The organism is Sulfobacillus sp. hq2 (assembly GCF_002903155.1).
In the GTDB taxonomy this organism is placed as follows: Bacteria; Bacillota; Sulfobacillia; order Sulfobacillales; family Sulfobacillaceae; genus Sulfobacillus; species Sulfobacillus thermotolerans.
Genome location: NZ_NWUL01000031.1, coordinates 123,298 through 140,189, shown reverse-complemented (window position 1 = coordinate 140,189; position 16,892 = coordinate 123,298). Strand labels below are relative to the sequence as shown.

Genomic DNA, 16,892 nt, shown 5'->3' with positions numbered 1-16,892 from the left:
AAAGTTTTGAAATTCTAGAGAAAAGCCTCGAGTATTGCCGTACTCTTCAACCAGTTCGCGAAATAATTGCCACTGTCTCGCGCTATGTACCTCGTCTACTTCAATTATTTATATAACCCCCTTGGCTTTCGCCACCTAATAACCTCGCTCCCGATCTACAACACCCTCTAAGGGTTCTCCTCCCAAGAAACGCTTTAGATTGCGTAAGAAGAACGCGGCTACCTCCTCATCAACACTGGGGCCGGAAATATGGGGCGTCACCACCACGTTGGGTAACCCCCACAACGGATTATCCAGCGGCAATGGTTCGTCTTCAAAAACATCTAAGATGGCACCCCCAATATCTCCCCTGTAAAGCGCTTGTATGAGGGCGGATTGATGAATTACTCGCCCACGGCCCACATTAACAATTATGGCATGGGGCTTCATATACCCTAATATCGTGTCATCGACAACCCTTGCGGTCTGAGCACTCAACGGCAAGGCCAGTACCAAATAGTCCAAATCTTGTACAAACTGTATCCACTGCCGATCATTAAAGGCACGGTCAACAAGCCCTGCGACAGGTTGATGACGACTGAGTCCCACCACCCGCATGTCAAAAACGCGGGCTTTGCGAACAATTTCTTTCCCAATCGACCCGAGTCCCGCAACGCCTATGGTGCGTCCTTTTAAAGAATCCACAGAAAACCCCTGCCATCGCCGCGCGTGCTGCAAGCGGCGTGCTTCTGACAAGTTTCTTACGTGGTACAAAAGTTCAGCAAAAACATACTCCGCAATGGGCACACCAAACTGGCCCACAATACGGGTCATGAGTACTTCCGGCCCAATATGAGGATTCACGACAATATCCTCGACGCCAGCTCCCATACTTTGAATCCAGCGCAAATGGCGTGCGGCAGCATAAAGCGGTGACGGCAATCGCCATGCAAAGACAATTTCGGCTTCCGTTATCGCTTTTTGTGCGTCATCTGCATGAGATGCCGTTACCACACGTCCCGGACAATCGTGCCTCCTTAGATAGTCCGCAATGGGTTCAGGATTCTGATTGTATACCAATATCAACGGATCACGCATATCCATTCTCTACCCCTATCAAGACCGTAAAGTCACATTGCTTGTTTCAGGAACCAATTGCCAATAGATGCCATATATTATCCAGCGAATGGGAGAGCTCCCATTCCTTAGCAAAGAGATGAACAGTGAAAGGAAGGTCGTTCTCATGGCCAGTGTTAGCCCCGGTCCTTGCCCAGATACCGGATGCCCTCCAACAACGGAAATTGATTGCATTGTCGTAGATAAGGTGTATGACTCCTGTTCACAGACCATCACGACTACACAAACATTTCTGCCATCTGCCGTTTGCCCCATTTCTTCCTGTGCGATAGATCTGTCGACCTCATCGTGCACAGTGGGTGCCGTCACACCAACCAGCGCTACTGATTACAACAATATCACATTCATCATTTCCGTTGACTATTCTGTCACCTGCACCTCTGGAGTAACCCTGCCGGAAACCGCCGTCATTACGCAAAACGTGACGTTGTATAACCCCAGTGGCACAACGCCATCGTGTACGATACTCTCAGGAGCCTGCACGTGTGTCAACCTGCCAAACGGTGACATCAGCTGCACATTAACCTTGTGCATGCTCTTTCAGACCACCGCTACGGTTCAATTATTGATTCCGACTTACGGCTTCTGTGTCCCGCCCGTGTGTCCGCAAGTCGGTCCCGTACTAGCTTGCCCGCCCAGTCCCTTATTTCCGCCCCAGGCAAGTTAATACATGCGGACGCTTACTTTACCTAAATAATGGAACTACAGGGAAATTTGCTATGACAGAACGATATCTGGCAAATTTCCCTTTTTGTTCCACATTGTGCGAGCGCAAACACCCATTTGCCATTTGCCCAAGGTCCCCTCATTCCCCTACTGTACAAGAGATTTGATGTGCCTAACTATGGAGACGGAGGTTAACATTCATGAACTATTTTGCCGCTTTACTGCTCGCCGCTGGGCTTTCAACCCCTTTAACTATTCCTTCAGCCGTGACGACCATACATATCGCCAAACCCGCTACGCCCCCAGTCACAACAACAAGCATTCAAGCTGGCATTGCTACGCCTTTTCCGGTCGCTAGCGTCCAAAGCGCATACAAAACCATGGGACAAGCGCAATATGCCATAACCAGCACCCCTCCCATCAAAACGACCGAAGTCGCCCCAGCACCCGCGCCTGCCGTCGGCTTATCATCGCAAGCCCAACAAATGATTGACCTGATTAATCACGCTCGGCAACAAGCCGGCCTTTTACCTTACACTGTCAACAATACCTTGATGGCATTAGCACAAGAACGGGCGCAAGCACTTAGCAACGGTCCCTTTACGAGCGACATGGTCCCTTACGGCTGGCCTATCCAAATGGAAGAAGCCGCTGGCCTTAGGGCGCAAGGCATGGGCGCAGAAAATATTGCCGAGGCCAGCACGGTGACCCAAGCCTTTTCGCTATTAATGGCATCCGCACCCCACCGAGCCAATATCTTAAATCCGTATGAAACCCAGATCGGGGTCGGCGTTGTTCCGTGGGGGTCTGGCGTGGCCATTTCTGAACTTTTCATGGGGCCAAACCTTAGCACTCAATATTGACGGTTTGACCTAAAATTTTTCCTTTATCTGTCCTTTGGACCCGTTCTTGACGTTTGCAGCCGACGGAATTTTGTTACGAATTAAGGGCAGGCAGCCAACTGCCTGCAAAAATTATCCGGAAATTTATGGTTTTGCTGTATCAATTTGGTCACCGTTAGCCATACCAGCGAATAGAGTAATCCCGGGTGAAAAAAATGAAATCTTGGGGTATCTCAGTTGATCCCGTATCACCAGACCTTACCAATAGCGCAGAAAACCTGCGTCAAGCTCTCACGTCGTGGCACATCTTACAACCCTCCAACAGCGCCGCCCTAAATCTCCAGCTTGTTATGGGCCCCTTTGCCATTTTATCCAGTGCTGTTGCTACCCGCTATACTCGCCAAGCGGCGCGGATATTAGGGATTTTAACTCATTGGCCAAGACAACGCAGCCCGCGGTGGAATAGCCACACCCTATACCTGCAGCTCGACCCTACGACCGTATCAACCGATACGCTATCTCGTGTGGCTTGGGGACTTTTCTTATGGGCAGCGGCAAACGACCCACAAAACCCGACCCTAACGCCCCTGTACCTGAAGCGCTCGGTCGAGCCAGTTGCATCCACGCCCGCCGCGCTCCCCATCCCTCACGCTCCCATTGCCGCGTCGGCAGTGGCGAGCCAACCTCTAAAAAGGCCCCATGTCACGGGATATCCTTCTGCCCCGCCGCCACGGGCCGCCGCAACATCTCCTCGCCGCGGGTGACATTAAAGAACCTCTTGGTGGATCCAAGAGCATAGAAGGGGCGGCCCTACGCCACTCGGCAAGCGGGCCGCTAACAGATCACGTTATTAGGAGTCTACGGGTCATCACCAACGCCGATCCCTCCATACCCGGATTTCAAACGATTCGATCCATCACCAGACTTGTGCGCTATTGATCTCCGTTATGAAGCACTAATCCTGGCGCAGGCGTAATGGAAAATCGCTCCATTTCCAAATAGGCTTTGTCATGTTGACCCACAGGATCTTCGGCAAAGTAGCGTTGCAGACCGCCTTGCATCAATGCATCGTCGATCCCCGCCATAATCATCCCTTGATCAAGAACCAAGTAACGGGGCGCCACTGTGCCGGTGACAGGATTGACGGCATCATAGAACCCGTACCTCCCGTAGACGTTGTATAGGCTTTGCAGCTTTTGAATGTTTTGGAACGCTTCTTGAGGCACGAATGGCAGCGCTAAAAAGGACGCGTATGGAGTCACCGCCGTATTCGCATAGGCATTGCCCGTTCCCCCTGACCCCATTGGATAAGCACCGTAGGCTGCGTAGTTGCCAGTCGTACCGGGAACGCTGGCCGGCGACAGACCCCATACCGGGTATTTCAACGCCTGGGTCGCATAGTCGATAGAAGCCTGCGCATAATTGATGTCATTGAGACCAAAGCTCTTTTGCCCCCACGTCGACTCGGGAACGACAAGCGGAGCCATTAACGCTTCAAATTCACTCCCACCCCAGCTTGGTACATAGGTAATCCCGTCATAGGTGTAGTGCCCTTCTACGACCGAAAAAGATTTTCCAGAATACGGGTCGGTATAAGTCACTGTCGGCCCGTTTGGTACCTGGGTCTGCCAAGTAAAGTCAGCCGGAAGGGTACGCCACGTGCGCCACCACACGTCTCCGGGCAAAGTTCCCGTTCCCATGCCGACATACGCAGCAATTCGAGGATCTGTGTTAAGGTTGCCATATTCGAATGATGCCGGTCCCTCCCCGGCATAATAGCCGCCGTACATTTGTCCGGCCGTTATATTGGTGGCTTGATCGCCATTATCATAGAAAATCCCGAAATTCATGGCCTTCAACAATTTCGAAGCTTGCGGTGCTAAACCGGGAAAAGCGTTGCGGACAACAATTAAAGACGATGCGTACCAACCATTATCTACGGTAGAGATAAATTGCCCTGTCGTTGACGTAATGGGTCCTTGCCCCGGCCCATTAATAGCCGCGCCAGTATTGGTGTCATACCAACTCAACAGAAAACCGTTCCATTTTTGCAGTTTTTGAATCGCTTGCAGTTCTCGATTAGCCAACGCGTATCCTTGGTGCGCGGGAATAATATGCATCTGTGCAGCTGCTGTAATGCTCCACAAATACATCGCAATGTCGGTGGGCGACGTATACGCACCCTGAGCTGGCGCTCCTTGAAAACCCACATTATCCATGGGCAAATCGGTTTGGGGGTTCACATCAATCGAGAAAAACTTCCATGTTCTCTTTGCTATCCCCTTAAGGGAGTGTCGCTGCTGAGCCGTCAATGGTTGTCCAGCGTAGAGCATCTTTAAAGGTGGGGCCGGGGCCAAGGATTCCGACATCGGCGCTGTAACTGCAAGATTCGTTGATGGCGGGCTAGCGGCCGCAGAAATCGGAGACCAGACCAACAAACTGGATAGACCGAGGACCGCGGCTCCTGCTCCGGCGAGGGTGATCGTGGTACCTTTGCGAGACCTATGAGGCATGACAGTTCCCCCTTATGTAGTGTTCCGGATTGATGATACTTTTTCCCATCGAATCATTTCGATTCGCTAGTTATTATTCGAATACTGTTTTATTACTGTCAAGTACCAAACGTTGAAAATTTTCTCACGAACATCTTGTCGATTTGCCTAGGGTTTTTGGCGGGAATTTTTGAGTTTTCGCGTAGATCCTTAGAAAACGCGCTGATAATCACGGGTTTCAACCCCAAAAACTCCTATTATCTGAATTGATGTGATCCTTCTTTTAATTCCTAACCTATTGACATCATGATCGCTTTGCACCAAGATACTGATTGAATCGTTTCGAAGGAGGTGTCTTGTGGCTACTATCCGTGATGTTGCGCGGGCCGCAAATGTCTCCGTGTCGACGGTATCGTTATTCTTAAGCCAACCTCATCGTGTTTCGGAGGCCACTCGTGAGCGCGTGTCCATAGCAGTCGAAAAATTGCATTACCGGCCTAATGGTAGCGCGCGTGACTTGCGGACTCGGAAGACGAACACGATTGGAGTGTTTCTACACAATTTAAGTGGCCCTTTTTATTCTGAGCTTATTGCAGGAGTGGAAGAGGTTACGGATACCTTAGGACTCACAACTATTGTATCCGGTCTCTCCAAAAACCACCTGCAAGGATCTTTAAGACTGTTACGAGAGGGTCGCGTAGACGGGGCTATCGTGTTAGACCCGGCCATCGAATCCAAAGACCTGCGCAAATATGCGAGCGCGAGTCTGCCTGTGGTTGTGCTGGATAGATCCCTATCGGCCAATCTCCAATCAGATTTTGTGACAGCGGTGGCTGCGGACCATCAGGAAGGCGGATATCTTGCTGGCCGACATCTTTTGGAGATGGGATACTCTCGTTTCACGTTTATTGCAGGGCCTATTGACTCGGAGGATAGCCGGCTGCGCCACCGAGGGTTCTTCAGAGCCTTACAAGAAGCCGGGGTGGACACAATGACGGTGCCTGTTGTGCACGGAGACTTTAAGGAACAAGGGGGAGCGCAAGCCATGGCCGCTTTGTTGAATAATGGCCTGATCCCTGACGCGGTCTTTGCCGCCAATGACGAAATGGCGTTAGGCGTTATGCAAACCCTAGCCCAAAAAAATCTCCGCGTTCCCCAGGACATAGCCGTAATGGGTTTTGATGATATCCGCTTGGCGCGTTACGTCACGCCCGGGCTGTCAACCATTCATCAGCCCATGTATGAATTAGGTCGAGCGGCTATGATGCAATTAGATCGGGCGTTAAATGGCGAAACACGTATCCCGCCAATCATTTTGCCGACTACACTGGTCGTTCGAGGGTCCACCGTACCTCAGGAAAAGAAAGCAGGCGAAAATTATTATGCCGCGCCTTGACATCAATGATCAGGCATTCGAATTAGATAATCACCCCCTTTTTTTCTATGGCGGCGAAGTTCATTATTTTCGGATGGATCCGTCCCAATGGCGAGATCGTCTCGCCACGGTGAAGGGTTTAGGGATCAATGTAGTCAGCACCTACATCCCGTGGCTGTGGCATGAACCTGAACCAGGGCTTTTTGACTTCACCGGTCATACCGACCCGCGGCGCAACGTGGTAGACTTTATTGCACTAGCGGGTCAATTAGGCCTGATGGTGTTCGTCCGTCCGGGTCCCTATGTTATGTCAGAATTGCGGCAAGAAGGGTTGCCGGACTGGCTGTTAGACCTCCATCCCGAAATCATTGCACTAGACAGCCAAGGACGTCCACATCCTACCCGCATGGTCACATATCTGCATCCTACTTTTTTAAGCTTTGTCGATCGTTGGTATGCGGCTGTGAGTGAAGTGCTTGCTCCCTATTTCTCCCACAATGGCGGCCCGATTATTCTGAGCCAACTCGACAACGAAGTAGGCATGCTGCATTGGGTGACGATGATGCCCGATCAACGTCCCGATATTGAAAAGCAGTACCAAGATTTTCTGGCAAACACTGCCGGTAGCGCTCCGTATGGCCACAGTGACTACCTACAGCGAGGGGTCTTTTGGCGAGAGTATCGTGCCCAGTATTTGGCCCATCTGAGTGGACAAAGCCAGCGTCACGGTTGGCCCTCGCCCTATATCATCAACGTGCATGGATTTCGTGACTATTCTATTTATAGTCGCGGCAATGACTATCCGATCGGCCTGTCTCAGCTGTTTGAGGCACGTCATGTCCCCGGTGCCTTTTTAGGCGGAGATTTTTACCCCGGTCGGGTGGGATACGATAACTTTCATGATTTGGCTCTGGCCGTCACTTATACCGCAGCAACCAATGCACCCGATGCTCCGCTATTCTCTCCAGAATTCCAGTCGGGACGATTTCAAGACCGTCCCCACATCGACCCCTCCGACCTCGATTTGGCCGCGCGTGTCAGCGTGTCGTACGGATTAAATGGGTTGAACTGGTATATGCTTGCGGGCGGCGATAATCCTGGAGATATCGGCTTGTTTGGCCCACGTCATGAATGGCAAGCGCCGATAGCCAGTGATGGCACCTTGCGTCCTTCATCTCAGGTAGTGGCTCATTTAGGTGCATTGTTTGGCACCTATGGCTCAACCCTAGCCCAAACGAAGCCAGTGACAGACATCCATATTGGGTTCTATTCTGCCTATTACTTGACAGAAAATCCCGGAAATCCCGAGCAAGCTGCTATCTTGCAAGAAATCGTATCCGAACGAGACAATTGGCATTTTGACGGCATTTACCGCATTCTCATCGCAGCGAACTTGACCGCAGAGGCTGTAGCGGTGGACAAAGAAGAGAGCGTCCTCGATCCCGAGCGCATTCCTGTACTATGGGTGGCCACTTGTCGGTACATGGATGCACGGACACAAGAGCGCCTTTCCGCCTACGTTCAAGACGGCGGTACGTTAATCATAGGTCCGCGCGTTCCTGAATGGGACTTGGCCGGGCGACCGTGCCGTATTCTCGCCGACACCTTGAGTCTTCCCAAAACCACCGCGTGGGCGCAACGCGGACTGGCAACGATTCTTGATGTTTCTTCGGTGTTCTGTGCCAATTACGGAACGCTGGCGGAAAGTGCCACAACGGAAGTATTAGGCCGCATTACCCGCGGAGAATCCCAAGGCGCCATCATTACCCGCCAATCGGTGGACGCAGGCCAAGTGGTTGTTATGGGGTGCGCACTGCCGGATTTATATCAGTACTATCATGACGTAGTCCGTCAATTGGCCCAAGCAATCGGATGCCGTCTTGGTCTCACGCTCTCCAATGCGTCGTTACACGCTACGCGACGCGAAGGGCCATCAGGAGGATTTCTATTCCTTCATAATCTAGTCGAAACCGAACAGTCTACCACGGTTTCCCTTGCTGGCAACGCCTGGCATGATGCATTGGAATGGGACGTCACCGTTCCGCCAAGGTCTGGTCTCATGTTGCCTTATAACCGAGTGGCGCTAGGCCATACGTCCATCCAGGTCATGCAGACTGACGCAGAAATTACCCTAGACGCCCAGAGTCTTGTCATTCACCGCGGGGTTCACGCGGGTCATTCTAAGCTGTACACCCAGCTTGCGAGTCAGATCGCACTAGCCTCCGGGCAAGCCACGATTGAATACGCAAATCGCCACGTCACGATCCAGTGGCAGGAAGATGGCCAGGCCCAGCCTATTATTTTGCAATTCGGCCGAAACGATTCGACTGTCCAAGATCCCTCCGTCGTCGCCGACATCTTGGCAGAGGGCAGTCGATAACCAGGTCACCATTTCGAGAGAATATTAAGGAGGCATTCCTAACCATGAAACGTGTAAAAATGGGCGCACTTGCCGCGCTTCTTTCGGGCACCAGTCTATTAGCTCTTGCCGGCTGTGGCACAACCACACCGACTACAACCGCAGCTCCCGTTAAGCAACATACCCTCGTGGTTATTCCCGGTCTGAATGGCGCCTTTGCAGATAACTTCAACCCTTATTCGTCTAGTGCATTAAGTGGTACGCTTGGCTTAATCTATCAACCACTGTTTTACTTCAACTTAGTAGGCCCCCAAGTCTATCCGTTAATAGGAAAATCCTACCAGTGGAGCAATGGCAACAAGACGTTAACGGTGACTTTGCGTCCTGACGTCAAATGGTCGAACGGGACACCCGTGACCGTTAACGATGTCGTTTACAGTTTTGATATCTTGAAGAAATTCCCCAGCTTGGACACTAGCGGTATTTGGACGCACTTAAACTCCGTAACCGCTCAAGGCACCAACCAAGTGGTGTTTCAATTCAACTCAGCCGACGTGCCCTTTGGCCAGTTCGTCTTGGACGATGTTTATATTGTTCCAGAAAAAATTTGGAGCACGTACGCCAATCCCGCCACGGTTACGAATCCGAACCCCGTTGGCACGGGTCCCTACCTTGTGGACAGCTTCACCGCTCAAGCGTACACTTATAAAGCAAACCCCTTATACTGGGGAGGCGAACCCAAGGTCAAAAAGCTTCAATACCTTGACTATTCCGGGAATGAAAGTGCGACGTTGGCGCTTGCCTCCGGTAAAATTGACTGGACTGACCTCTTCTTCCCGCACATTAATCGTGTCTATGTCAGTAAAGATCCCCAGTACAACCACTATTGGTTTTCTGTAGGCGGCACGAACATGCTGTATCCAAACCTCAAGAACCCCATACTATCCAATTTGGCCGTACGCAAAGCCATTAGTGACGCCATCAACCGGACTCAACTCTGGAAAGTCGGTGAATACGGCTATGAAAAGCCCGCAACCCCGACGGCCTTGATTTTGCCGCCCGAGAAATCTTGGCAAGATCCCAACTTGCCCGCTAAGGACACCCAATTTACCTATAGCCCGAGTAAGGCGATTAAATTATTGGAATCCGCCGGGTTTAAACGCAATGCACAAGGGATCTTTACCACACCAAGCGGCACCCCGCTATCCTTCACCATTGACGTACCAACCGGGTGGACGGACTGGGATACGGACTGCTCGTTGATGGCACAGGACTTGAAACAAATTGGGATTAATGCAACGGTGCAAGAGCTTAGCTTCGGTGCTTACTACTCTAACATCACGACGGGCAACTACCAGCTGGCGATGTCATGGAGTGGCGCAGGGTCTACTCCCTACTACTTGTACCAGAGCTTATTGGAACCCAAGAATCCCGGCAACTTCGAACAATGGTCCAACCCGGTGACTACCGCAGCGTTGAACCAATACCGCACATCCAGTAATTTAGCTGTACAGCGTCAAGCTATTTACACCTTGGAAAAAGCTGTGGCTCAGAATCTCCCAGCTATTCCCTTGATTTACGGTGCCACCTGGTTTGAGTACAGCACCAAGTACTTCACCGGATGGCCTACGGCACAAAATCCATACGCACAGCCTGCTCCCTACAACTACCCTGCGGAGGGCATTGTTCTGACGCATTTGACGCCACGATCTTAGTTACGGGAGGCTTTTGCTATGCGTTTTATCTTAAGGCGTCTCGGGTTTTTATTGCTCTCGTTATGGGCCGCGGCAACCATCAATTTTGTGTTGCCCCGGCTCATGCCGGGCAATCCTGCCATTCTTATGATTGGCCGCTTTAAAGGGCAGATTAGTCCCCAAGCTCTGCATGCTCTCGAGCTGCAGTTTGGTGTTACACATACCCCCTTATGGAGTCAGTATCTCACCTATCTCAACAATTTAGTGCATGGCCAGTGGGGATTGTCGTTGACCTATTATCCTGTGCCGGTTTCCAAGATTATTGCAGAAAGCCTTCCATGGACCGTGGGCCTTGTCGGGGTGGCTACGGTTCTCAGTGTTTTCATTGGCGTCATGATGGGTATTTGGACAGCATGGCATCGCGGAGGAAAATGGGATGCCATCCTTCCTACCGTATCCACCTTTACCGCCGCGCTGCCCTATTTTTGGCTGGCGTTGATTCTCCTATATCTACTAGGCTACCTCTGGCATTGGTTTCCGATGGCGCATGCCTACTCCTCGAGTTTGACGCCATCATGGTCATTCGCATTTATCAGCAATATGCTGTATCACGCCATATTGCCTGCCTTGACCATCATCATCAGCTCCATTGGGGGGTGGTTGCTTGGTATGCGCAACAATATGGTACAGACCTTAGGCGAAGATTATGTTCTCTTCGGGGAAGCCAGAGGTTTAAAGTCGAACCGCCTCATGTTCCAATATGCGGCGCGCAATGCGATATTGCCTAGCATGACAGGGTTCGCCATGGCCATCGGGTTTGTAGTGGGAGGCGCTTTGCTCACCGAAGTGGTGTTCTCGTATCCCGGGCTTGGATATCAACTGTTAGCCGCGGTCCAAAACGAAGACTACCCTCTCATGCAAGGTCTATTCCTTATCATCGCCTTTTCGGTGCTGGTAGCCAACTTTTTGGTCGAGCTATTATATGGCAAGTTAGATCCCAGAACTCGGGGAGGTGCATCGCATTGAGCCAGGCAGCGCATAACGATCCCCAACCACCCGTCATCATGACGCCGCCCCACCGCAGTAGTCGTTGGAAGGAATGGAGTGGCATTATCAAGCGGGATAAGAGACCTCTCGTCGGGATCATCATTCTGTTGATATTTATTCTTGGGGCGATTTTTGCACCTTGGCTCACGCCATATAGTCCATCGTCGACAGAGTTTACCCCATTAGCGGCGCCAAGCTGGCATCACTGGCTCGGAACCACGTCGAGTGGTCAAGACGTCTGGGCGCAGTTCCTTTACGGTGGTCGTATCTCGTTGTCGGTAGGATTTTTTGCAGGGTTTATTGCCACCGCACTCGCTGTCATCCTTGGCATGTTGCCCGCATATCTCGGTGGATGGATTGACACTGTTATGGCGACATTCACCAATATCATGCTGGTCATTCCGGGATTACCGTTGCTCATCGTCATCACGGCCTACGTGCACCAAACCGGGCCAGTAACCATTGCTCTCGTCATTGGATTAACCGGGTGGGCTTGGGGTGCACGTATTTTGCGAGCCCAAACCCTATCACTGGCGCGGCGTGATTTTGTCATCGCTGCACGGTTAGCGGGCGAAACACAATGGCGCGTGCTCATTGGGGAGATCTTGCCGAATATGCTCTCCCTGGTGGTAGCCAACCTCGTGTTTGCCACAATCGCTGCTATTTTAGCCGAAGCCAGTTTAGAGTTTTTAGGTCTCGGCAACCCTACCGTCATTACATGGGGCACGATGCTCTATTGGGCCGATGCAGGGCAAGCCTTGCTAAACGGCGCATGGTGGTGGATTGTGCCTCCCGGGTTAGCGATTGCTCTCGTTGGTCTCAGCCTTTCGTTAATTAACTTCGGCGTTGACCAAGTCTCAAATCCCCGTTTGCGCCTCAACAAAGTCAAAGTCCCTAAATCGCGCAAAGGAGCATCGTCATGACTGAGGCCCTCGTGGTGGATTCGCTCCACGTCTCTTATATCACCCAAAGCGGGCTGGTACCAGCCCTGCGGAATGTCTCGCTTAGCATTGCCAGCAACGAAATTCTTGGACTCGTAGGAGAGTCTGGCAGTGGGAAATCAACCATGGCGCAGGCGGTTATGCGGCTGCTCAAACCCGATGTCGCGACCGTCGACGGCCGCATCCTGGTTGACGGACAAGATCTCTATCAGCTGACGCCCGAAGAATTGCGACTGACGCGGTGGCGCAAAATTGCTATGGTGTTTCAGAGTTCTATGAACGCCCTTAACCCTGTCTTGTCGATTCAGGAACATTTTGCGGATACGATGGAAGCCCACATCCCCGGTATCACGCGTGACGAAATTCTTAAACGCACCGCCGATCTCCTAGAACAGGTGCGGCTAGATCCCGCTGTCGCCCGCAGTTATGCGCATGAACTCTCTGGGGGCATGCGCCAGCGTGTGGTGATTGCTTTATCGCTCGCTCTCGATCCCAGTGTCCTGATAATGGACGAGCCGACCACAGCACTGGATGTTGTCGTGCAGCGTTCGATTTTGGACGAAATCGCCGCGCTCCAAAAACAGCGCCAGCTTGCGGTGTTGTTTATCAGCCACGATTTCAACTTAGTTTCGGGTTTAGCCAACCGAATTGCGGTAATGTACGCCGGAGAAATCATGGAAATTACCGACCGCGGCATGGCTTTGGAAGACGCCCGCGAACATCATCCCTATACCCAAGGGCTCATGCGAGCCGCTCCCCGTTTGGTGGGCACCAAGGTGAGCATTGAAGGGATTCCTGGCGAACCGCCGGACATGACACAGCTGGGCCCCGGCTGCCCATTTTTTGACCGTTGTCCTGAACGCCTGCCCATGTGCCGAACAACCCCCTTACCCTCTAAAAGCGGACGCGTTTATATTCGTTGTCATGCGATGCCAGATCCCGTTGTTGAGAAGGTGAAAAGGCCATGAGTGCTAAGATTCTCGTATCCACCGATCATGTTACCGTGCGGTTCCCGCGCCCAGGCGCCCCTGATCTTGTGGCATCCCGGGCGGTGAGCTTGCATATTGCCACACAAGAAACGCTGGGTCTTGTGGGCGAATCAGGGAGCGGCAAAACAACCATGGGACGTACATTAGTTCGGCTGTTGACGCCAAGCGCGGGCACCGTATGGTTTGAGGGAAAGGATGTTACGCATATTCACGGGTCCGCTCTGATGCGCTACCACCGCAACGCCCAGATGATTTTTCAAGACCCGTTTGCCTCTCTCAATCCTTTTCATACGGTTGGCCATCATTTAGCTCGCCCACTCGCCCGCCTGCGTCATCTCAAGGGCCATGAACGGCAAGAGGCGCTGGATGAACTCTTAACCTTGGTGGGATTAACCCCCAGTGCGGTCTTTCGGGAAAAGTATCCCCATGAACTCTCCGGTGGTCAAAGGCAGCGCGTGGCCATCGCCCGCGCGTTAGCAGGCGGTCCTTCCTTTATCGTCGCCGATGAACCGGTGTCCATGTTGGACGTGTCATTACGCGCCGAAATCTTGACCTTGCTAGAGTCGTTACAAGAACGCCGAGGTCTCAGCTATCTCTATATCACGCACGACTTGGCATCGGCCCGTTACTTGTCCCATCGCATCGCTGTCATGTATGGAGGTTCACTCGTTGAAATCGCGACCGCTGAAGAACTGGTGCAAGCTCCTGCCCATCCCTATACACGACTCCTTTTAGCCGCGACGCCCGGATCGCCACATAAGGGACCGTTGCCTGAAACCATGCAAGGGGCTCCAGATTTGTCTGCCGATCGTATCGGCTGTCCGTTCGCTCCGCGGTGTCCGTCCGTTATGGACCAATGCTCACAGGTCATGCCGGAACTGAAGACCGTGTCACCAAGCCATCAAGCCGCTTGTTTCCTCAACACATAGGCGCATTAGCAAAAAACATCCATGGCGACTCCAGCCCAAGCTGGCTTATGGCAGCCGGCTTGGGCTATTCTTTCTTTATAAACTAAATATGCTTGTTATTAAAGGAAGCAATAAATGCATTCGTGATTAAGGCATTGGGTTATTCATACTTACCAAGCAAGACACAATTTTCACCCGCAGAAATCTGTACAATAGGCGCATAAACCCTTATACTGCTTGGCAAGCCAGACTGTCATTGAGAGCCAGGCGTTAATCGACTAGTGATGGAAGGATAGGGGCCTTTGGTCCACACGTCCGTGAAAGGAGTCATATGCGAAGCGATACAATTAAAAAAGGCCTTGATAGAGCCCCTCACCGTAGTTTGTTACGCGCCGCCGGCGTCAAAGAGAACGAATGGGATCGCCCATTTATTGCTATTGCCAATTCATTTGTCGAAATTATTCCTGGCCACACTCATTTATCCGCGGTTGGCCGAACAGTAGCCCAAGCTGTGCGTGATGCAGGTGGGGTCCCGTTTGAATTCAACACCATTGGCGTTGATGACGGCATTGCCATGGGCCACATTGGCATGCGCTATTCTCTTCCCAGTCGCGAGATTATTGCCGACAGCATCGAAACCATGGTGCGCGCTCACGCATTTGATGGTCTCATCTGCATTCCCAACTGCGACAAAATAGTTCCGGGAATGTTGATGGGAGCGCTACGGGTCAATATCCCCACCGTATTTGTCTCAGGGGGCCCCATGGCCGCTGGACGCTGGAAGGGTAAATCGGTCGACCTTATTTCCGTCTTTGAAGGAGTAGGCGCTGTTGCGTCCGGGAAGATGGCCTCGAACGACCTGTTGGAATTAGAGACCGTGGCCTGTCCGAGCTGCGGTTCTTGCTCGGGAATGTTTACAGCCAACTCTATGAACTGCTTGTCAGAAGCGCTAGGCGTCGCGTTGCCCGGAAACGGCTCCATACTCGCCACCGACCCACGGCGTCAAGAACTGTTTCAAGCAGTCGGTGAAGCCATCATTCGGCTGGTCAAGGACAATGTCGTCATTCGTGATATTGTCACGCCTGAAGCCATTGCCGACGCGTTTGCCTTAGACATGGCTATGGGCGGATCTACCAATACCGTTTTGCACACGTTAGCCCTCATCCATGAGGCCGGTCTGACGTTCCCCTTAGAACGCATCAACGAAATATCGACCCGCGTTCCTCATCTCTGCAAAGTTTCCCCGGCCTCATCGTGGCACATGGAAGACGTCGACCGGGCTGGAGGCATTCCCGCAATCTTGGGCGAACTGTCCCACATTGATGGCTTGCTCCATCCCAATCGGCCGACCGTAGCAGGTACGTCCTTTGGCGCGTATTACGAAGGCCATGAATCGCTAGACGAAGAGGTGATTCGGCCGTTGGCGAATGCCTACCGTACCGATGGAGGTCTTGCCATTTTAAGTGGATCCTTGGCCCCGAAGGGCGCCGTGATTAAAACTGCCGCTATTGAGACGGGCCAAGACGTTCACGAAGGACCCGCCAAGGTTTTCAACTCCGAAGATGAAGCCTTAGCAGGCATTCGGGCCGGGATCGAGCCGGGGTCCGTGGTCGTAATTCGCTACGAAGGGCCTAAAGGGGGACCAGGCATGCCCGAGATGCTATCGCCCACCTCGCTCATAATGGGCATGGGCCGTGGCCAAGACGTGGCACTAATTACCGACGGACGCTTCTCCGGGGGTACCCGCGGCTTTTGTGTCGGCCATGTCTCGCCTGAGGCGGCGGCAGGCGGTCCTATCGCCTTAGTGCAAGATAATGATATCATCCGCATCGACATCCCGAATCGGAGTATTGACTTGTTGGTTGATGAGGACGAGCTAGAGCGTCGACGCGCCGCACTTAAACCCTTTGAGCCCAAAATTAAAACGGGATGGTTACGGCGTTATAGCTGGTTTGTCACCTCGGCCGACACGGGAGCTGTTTTGTCGGACGACCCCACCATAGAGTAATATCAGGACGGCCACACGTGGGCCGTCCCTCTTTATTCATAACAAAACCATGCGAACCATCCTCAGATTACCCTGAAGTTATGCATACCCATTATTGTGGTCCATACCACGCCAACACGTAAGGCCAACGCCTTAAGCTTGCGACTCCCCGGAAGTGCGTCCGATGGCTGAACGCCATCTCCTTCCTTGGGCTGGGGTCGCATCGTAGGGCGGTTGACGTCGCCCTCACGACCGCGGGCCTGCCGCGATCGCCCCTGTCACCCGGTACTCAATTCCCTGGCGGTGCAGGTTCATGGCGCCAATCCAATTAATACCGTGTCAGAGCATAAAATACTGAGGCCCCGATGGCTAAGCACGCGAATAGCACATTAATAATGTGAAACATTCTGGTCCCTCCCGACCTGGCCGATTGCCATTTAACCATTTGTTTCCATCATATCACAAAAACTCACTAT

At 52.3% G+C, this 16,892-nt stretch carries 12 protein-coding genes; 10 read left to right on the top strand and 2 right to left on the bottom strand.

Annotated features, from left to right (window positions below):
• Positions 1 to 135 precede the first annotated feature (135 nt).
• Positions 136 to 1,077, bottom strand: a complete 942-nt coding sequence (locus tag CO251_RS07530) for a D-2-hydroxyacid dehydrogenase (RefSeq protein ID WP_103375500.1) — start codon at positions 1,075 to 1,077, stop codon at positions 136 to 138.
• A 905-nt stretch (positions 1,078 to 1,982) separates the two neighbouring features.
• On the opposite strand from CO251_RS07530, the gene CO251_RS07525 reads away from it, so the two are divergent.
• Together CO251_RS07525 and CO251_RS17185 are read left to right on the top strand one after the other, a co-directional pair.
• Positions 1,983 to 2,645, top strand: a complete 663-nt coding sequence (locus tag CO251_RS07525; RefSeq protein WP_103375183.1) for a CAP domain-containing protein — start codon at positions 1,983 to 1,985, stop codon at positions 2,643 to 2,645.
• Between the two features lie 194 nt (positions 2,646 to 2,839).
• Positions 2,840 to 3,388: a hypothetical protein gene (locus CO251_RS17185; protein WP_146039016.1), complete on the top strand. Its 549-nt coding sequence runs from the start codon at positions 2,840 to 2,842 to the stop codon at positions 3,386 to 3,388.
• Positions 3,389 to 3,556: 168 nt separating this feature from the next.
• Here CO251_RS17185 and CO251_RS07520 read toward each other — a convergent pair whose 3' ends face one another.
• Positions 3,557 to 5,137 carry a glucoamylase family protein gene (locus tag CO251_RS07520; RefSeq protein WP_242968434.1) on the bottom strand — a complete coding sequence of 527 codons (1,581 nt, stop codon included), beginning with the start codon at positions 5,135 to 5,137 and terminating at the stop codon, positions 3,557 to 3,559.
• Between the two features lie 337 nt (positions 5,138 to 5,474).
• Here CO251_RS07520 and CO251_RS07515 point away from each other — a divergent pair, with 337 nt between their 5' ends.
• The 8 genes from CO251_RS07515 (at position 5,475) to ilvD (ending at position 16,437) form a co-directional block, all read left to right on the top strand.
• On the top strand, positions 5,475 to 6,512 hold the full coding sequence (locus tag CO251_RS07515; protein WP_103375182.1) for a LacI family DNA-binding transcriptional regulator: 1,038 nt from the start codon (positions 5,475 to 5,477) through the stop codon (positions 6,510 to 6,512).
• Entirely contained in the window at positions 6,499 to 8,871 is a 2,373-nt protein-coding gene (locus CO251_RS07510; protein WP_158246230.1) for an alpha-amylase family protein, read from the top strand. Before CO251_RS07515 ends, CO251_RS07510 begins: the two co-directional genes overlap by 14 nt.
• Before the next feature lie 44 nt (positions 8,872 to 8,915).
• Positions 8,916 to 10,565, top strand: a complete 1,650-nt coding sequence (locus CO251_RS07505; RefSeq protein WP_103375180.1) for an ABC transporter substrate-binding protein — start codon at positions 8,916 to 8,918, stop codon at positions 10,563 to 10,565.
• An 18-nt stretch (positions 10,566 to 10,583) separates the two neighbouring features.
• Positions 10,584 to 11,570, top strand: coding sequence for an ABC transporter permease (locus CO251_RS07500; protein WP_103375179.1), 987 nt, complete (start codon positions 10,584 to 10,586; stop codon positions 11,568 to 11,570).
• Positions 11,567 to 12,514, top strand: a complete 948-nt coding sequence (locus tag CO251_RS07495) for an ABC transporter permease (protein WP_242968432.1) — start codon at positions 11,567 to 11,569, stop codon at positions 12,512 to 12,514. Before CO251_RS07500 ends, CO251_RS07495 begins: the two co-directional genes overlap by 4 nt.
• On the top strand, positions 12,511 to 13,500 hold the full coding sequence (locus tag CO251_RS07490) for an ABC transporter ATP-binding protein (RefSeq protein WP_103375178.1): 990 nt from the start codon (positions 12,511 to 12,513) through the stop codon (positions 13,498 to 13,500). Before CO251_RS07495 ends, CO251_RS07490 begins: the two co-directional genes overlap by 4 nt.
• On the top strand, positions 13,497 to 14,450 hold the full coding sequence (locus CO251_RS07485) for an ABC transporter ATP-binding protein (protein ID WP_103375177.1): 954 nt from the start codon (positions 13,497 to 13,499) through the stop codon (positions 14,448 to 14,450). Before CO251_RS07490 ends, CO251_RS07485 begins: the two co-directional genes overlap by 4 nt.
• Positions 14,451 to 14,760: 310 nt before the next feature.
• Positions 14,761 to 16,437, top strand: a complete 1,677-nt coding sequence (gene ilvD, locus CO251_RS07480; RefSeq protein ID WP_103375176.1) for a dihydroxy-acid dehydratase — start codon at positions 14,761 to 14,763, stop codon at positions 16,435 to 16,437.
• Positions 16,438 to 16,892 lie beyond the last annotated feature (455 nt).

Excerpts from the sequence above, each read along its gene's own strand:
- CO251_RS07490 (WP_103375178.1), top strand. The coding sequence starts at position 12,511 with ATGACTGAGGCCCTCGTGGTGGATTCGCTCCACGTCTCTTATATCACC.
- ilvD (WP_103375176.1), top strand. The coding sequence starts at position 14,761 with ATGCGAAGCGATACAATTAAAAAAGGCCTTGATAGAGCCCCTCACCGT.
- CO251_RS07510 (WP_158246230.1), top strand. The coding sequence starts at position 6,499 with ATGCCGCGCCTTGACATCAATGATCAGGCATTCGAATTAGATAATCAC.
- CO251_RS07530 (WP_103375500.1), bottom strand. The coding sequence starts at position 1,077 with ATGCGTGATCCGTTGATATTGGTATACAATCAGAATCCTGAACCCATT.
- CO251_RS17185 (WP_146039016.1), top strand. The coding sequence starts at position 2,840 with ATGAAATCTTGGGGTATCTCAGTTGATCCCGTATCACCAGACCTTACC.
- CO251_RS07505 (WP_103375180.1), top strand. The coding sequence starts at position 8,916 with ATGAAACGTGTAAAAATGGGCGCACTTGCCGCGCTTCTTTCGGGCACC.
- CO251_RS07485 (WP_103375177.1), top strand. The coding sequence starts at position 13,497 with ATGAGTGCTAAGATTCTCGTATCCACCGATCATGTTACCGTGCGGTTC.
- CO251_RS07525 (WP_103375183.1), top strand. The coding sequence starts at position 1,983 with ATGAACTATTTTGCCGCTTTACTGCTCGCCGCTGGGCTTTCAACCCCT.
- CO251_RS07500 (WP_103375179.1), top strand. The coding sequence starts at position 10,584 with ATGCGTTTTATCTTAAGGCGTCTCGGGTTTTTATTGCTCTCGTTATGG.
- CO251_RS07520 (WP_242968434.1), bottom strand. The coding sequence starts at position 5,137 with ATGCCTCATAGGTCTCGCAAAGGTACCACGATCACCCTCGCCGGAGCA.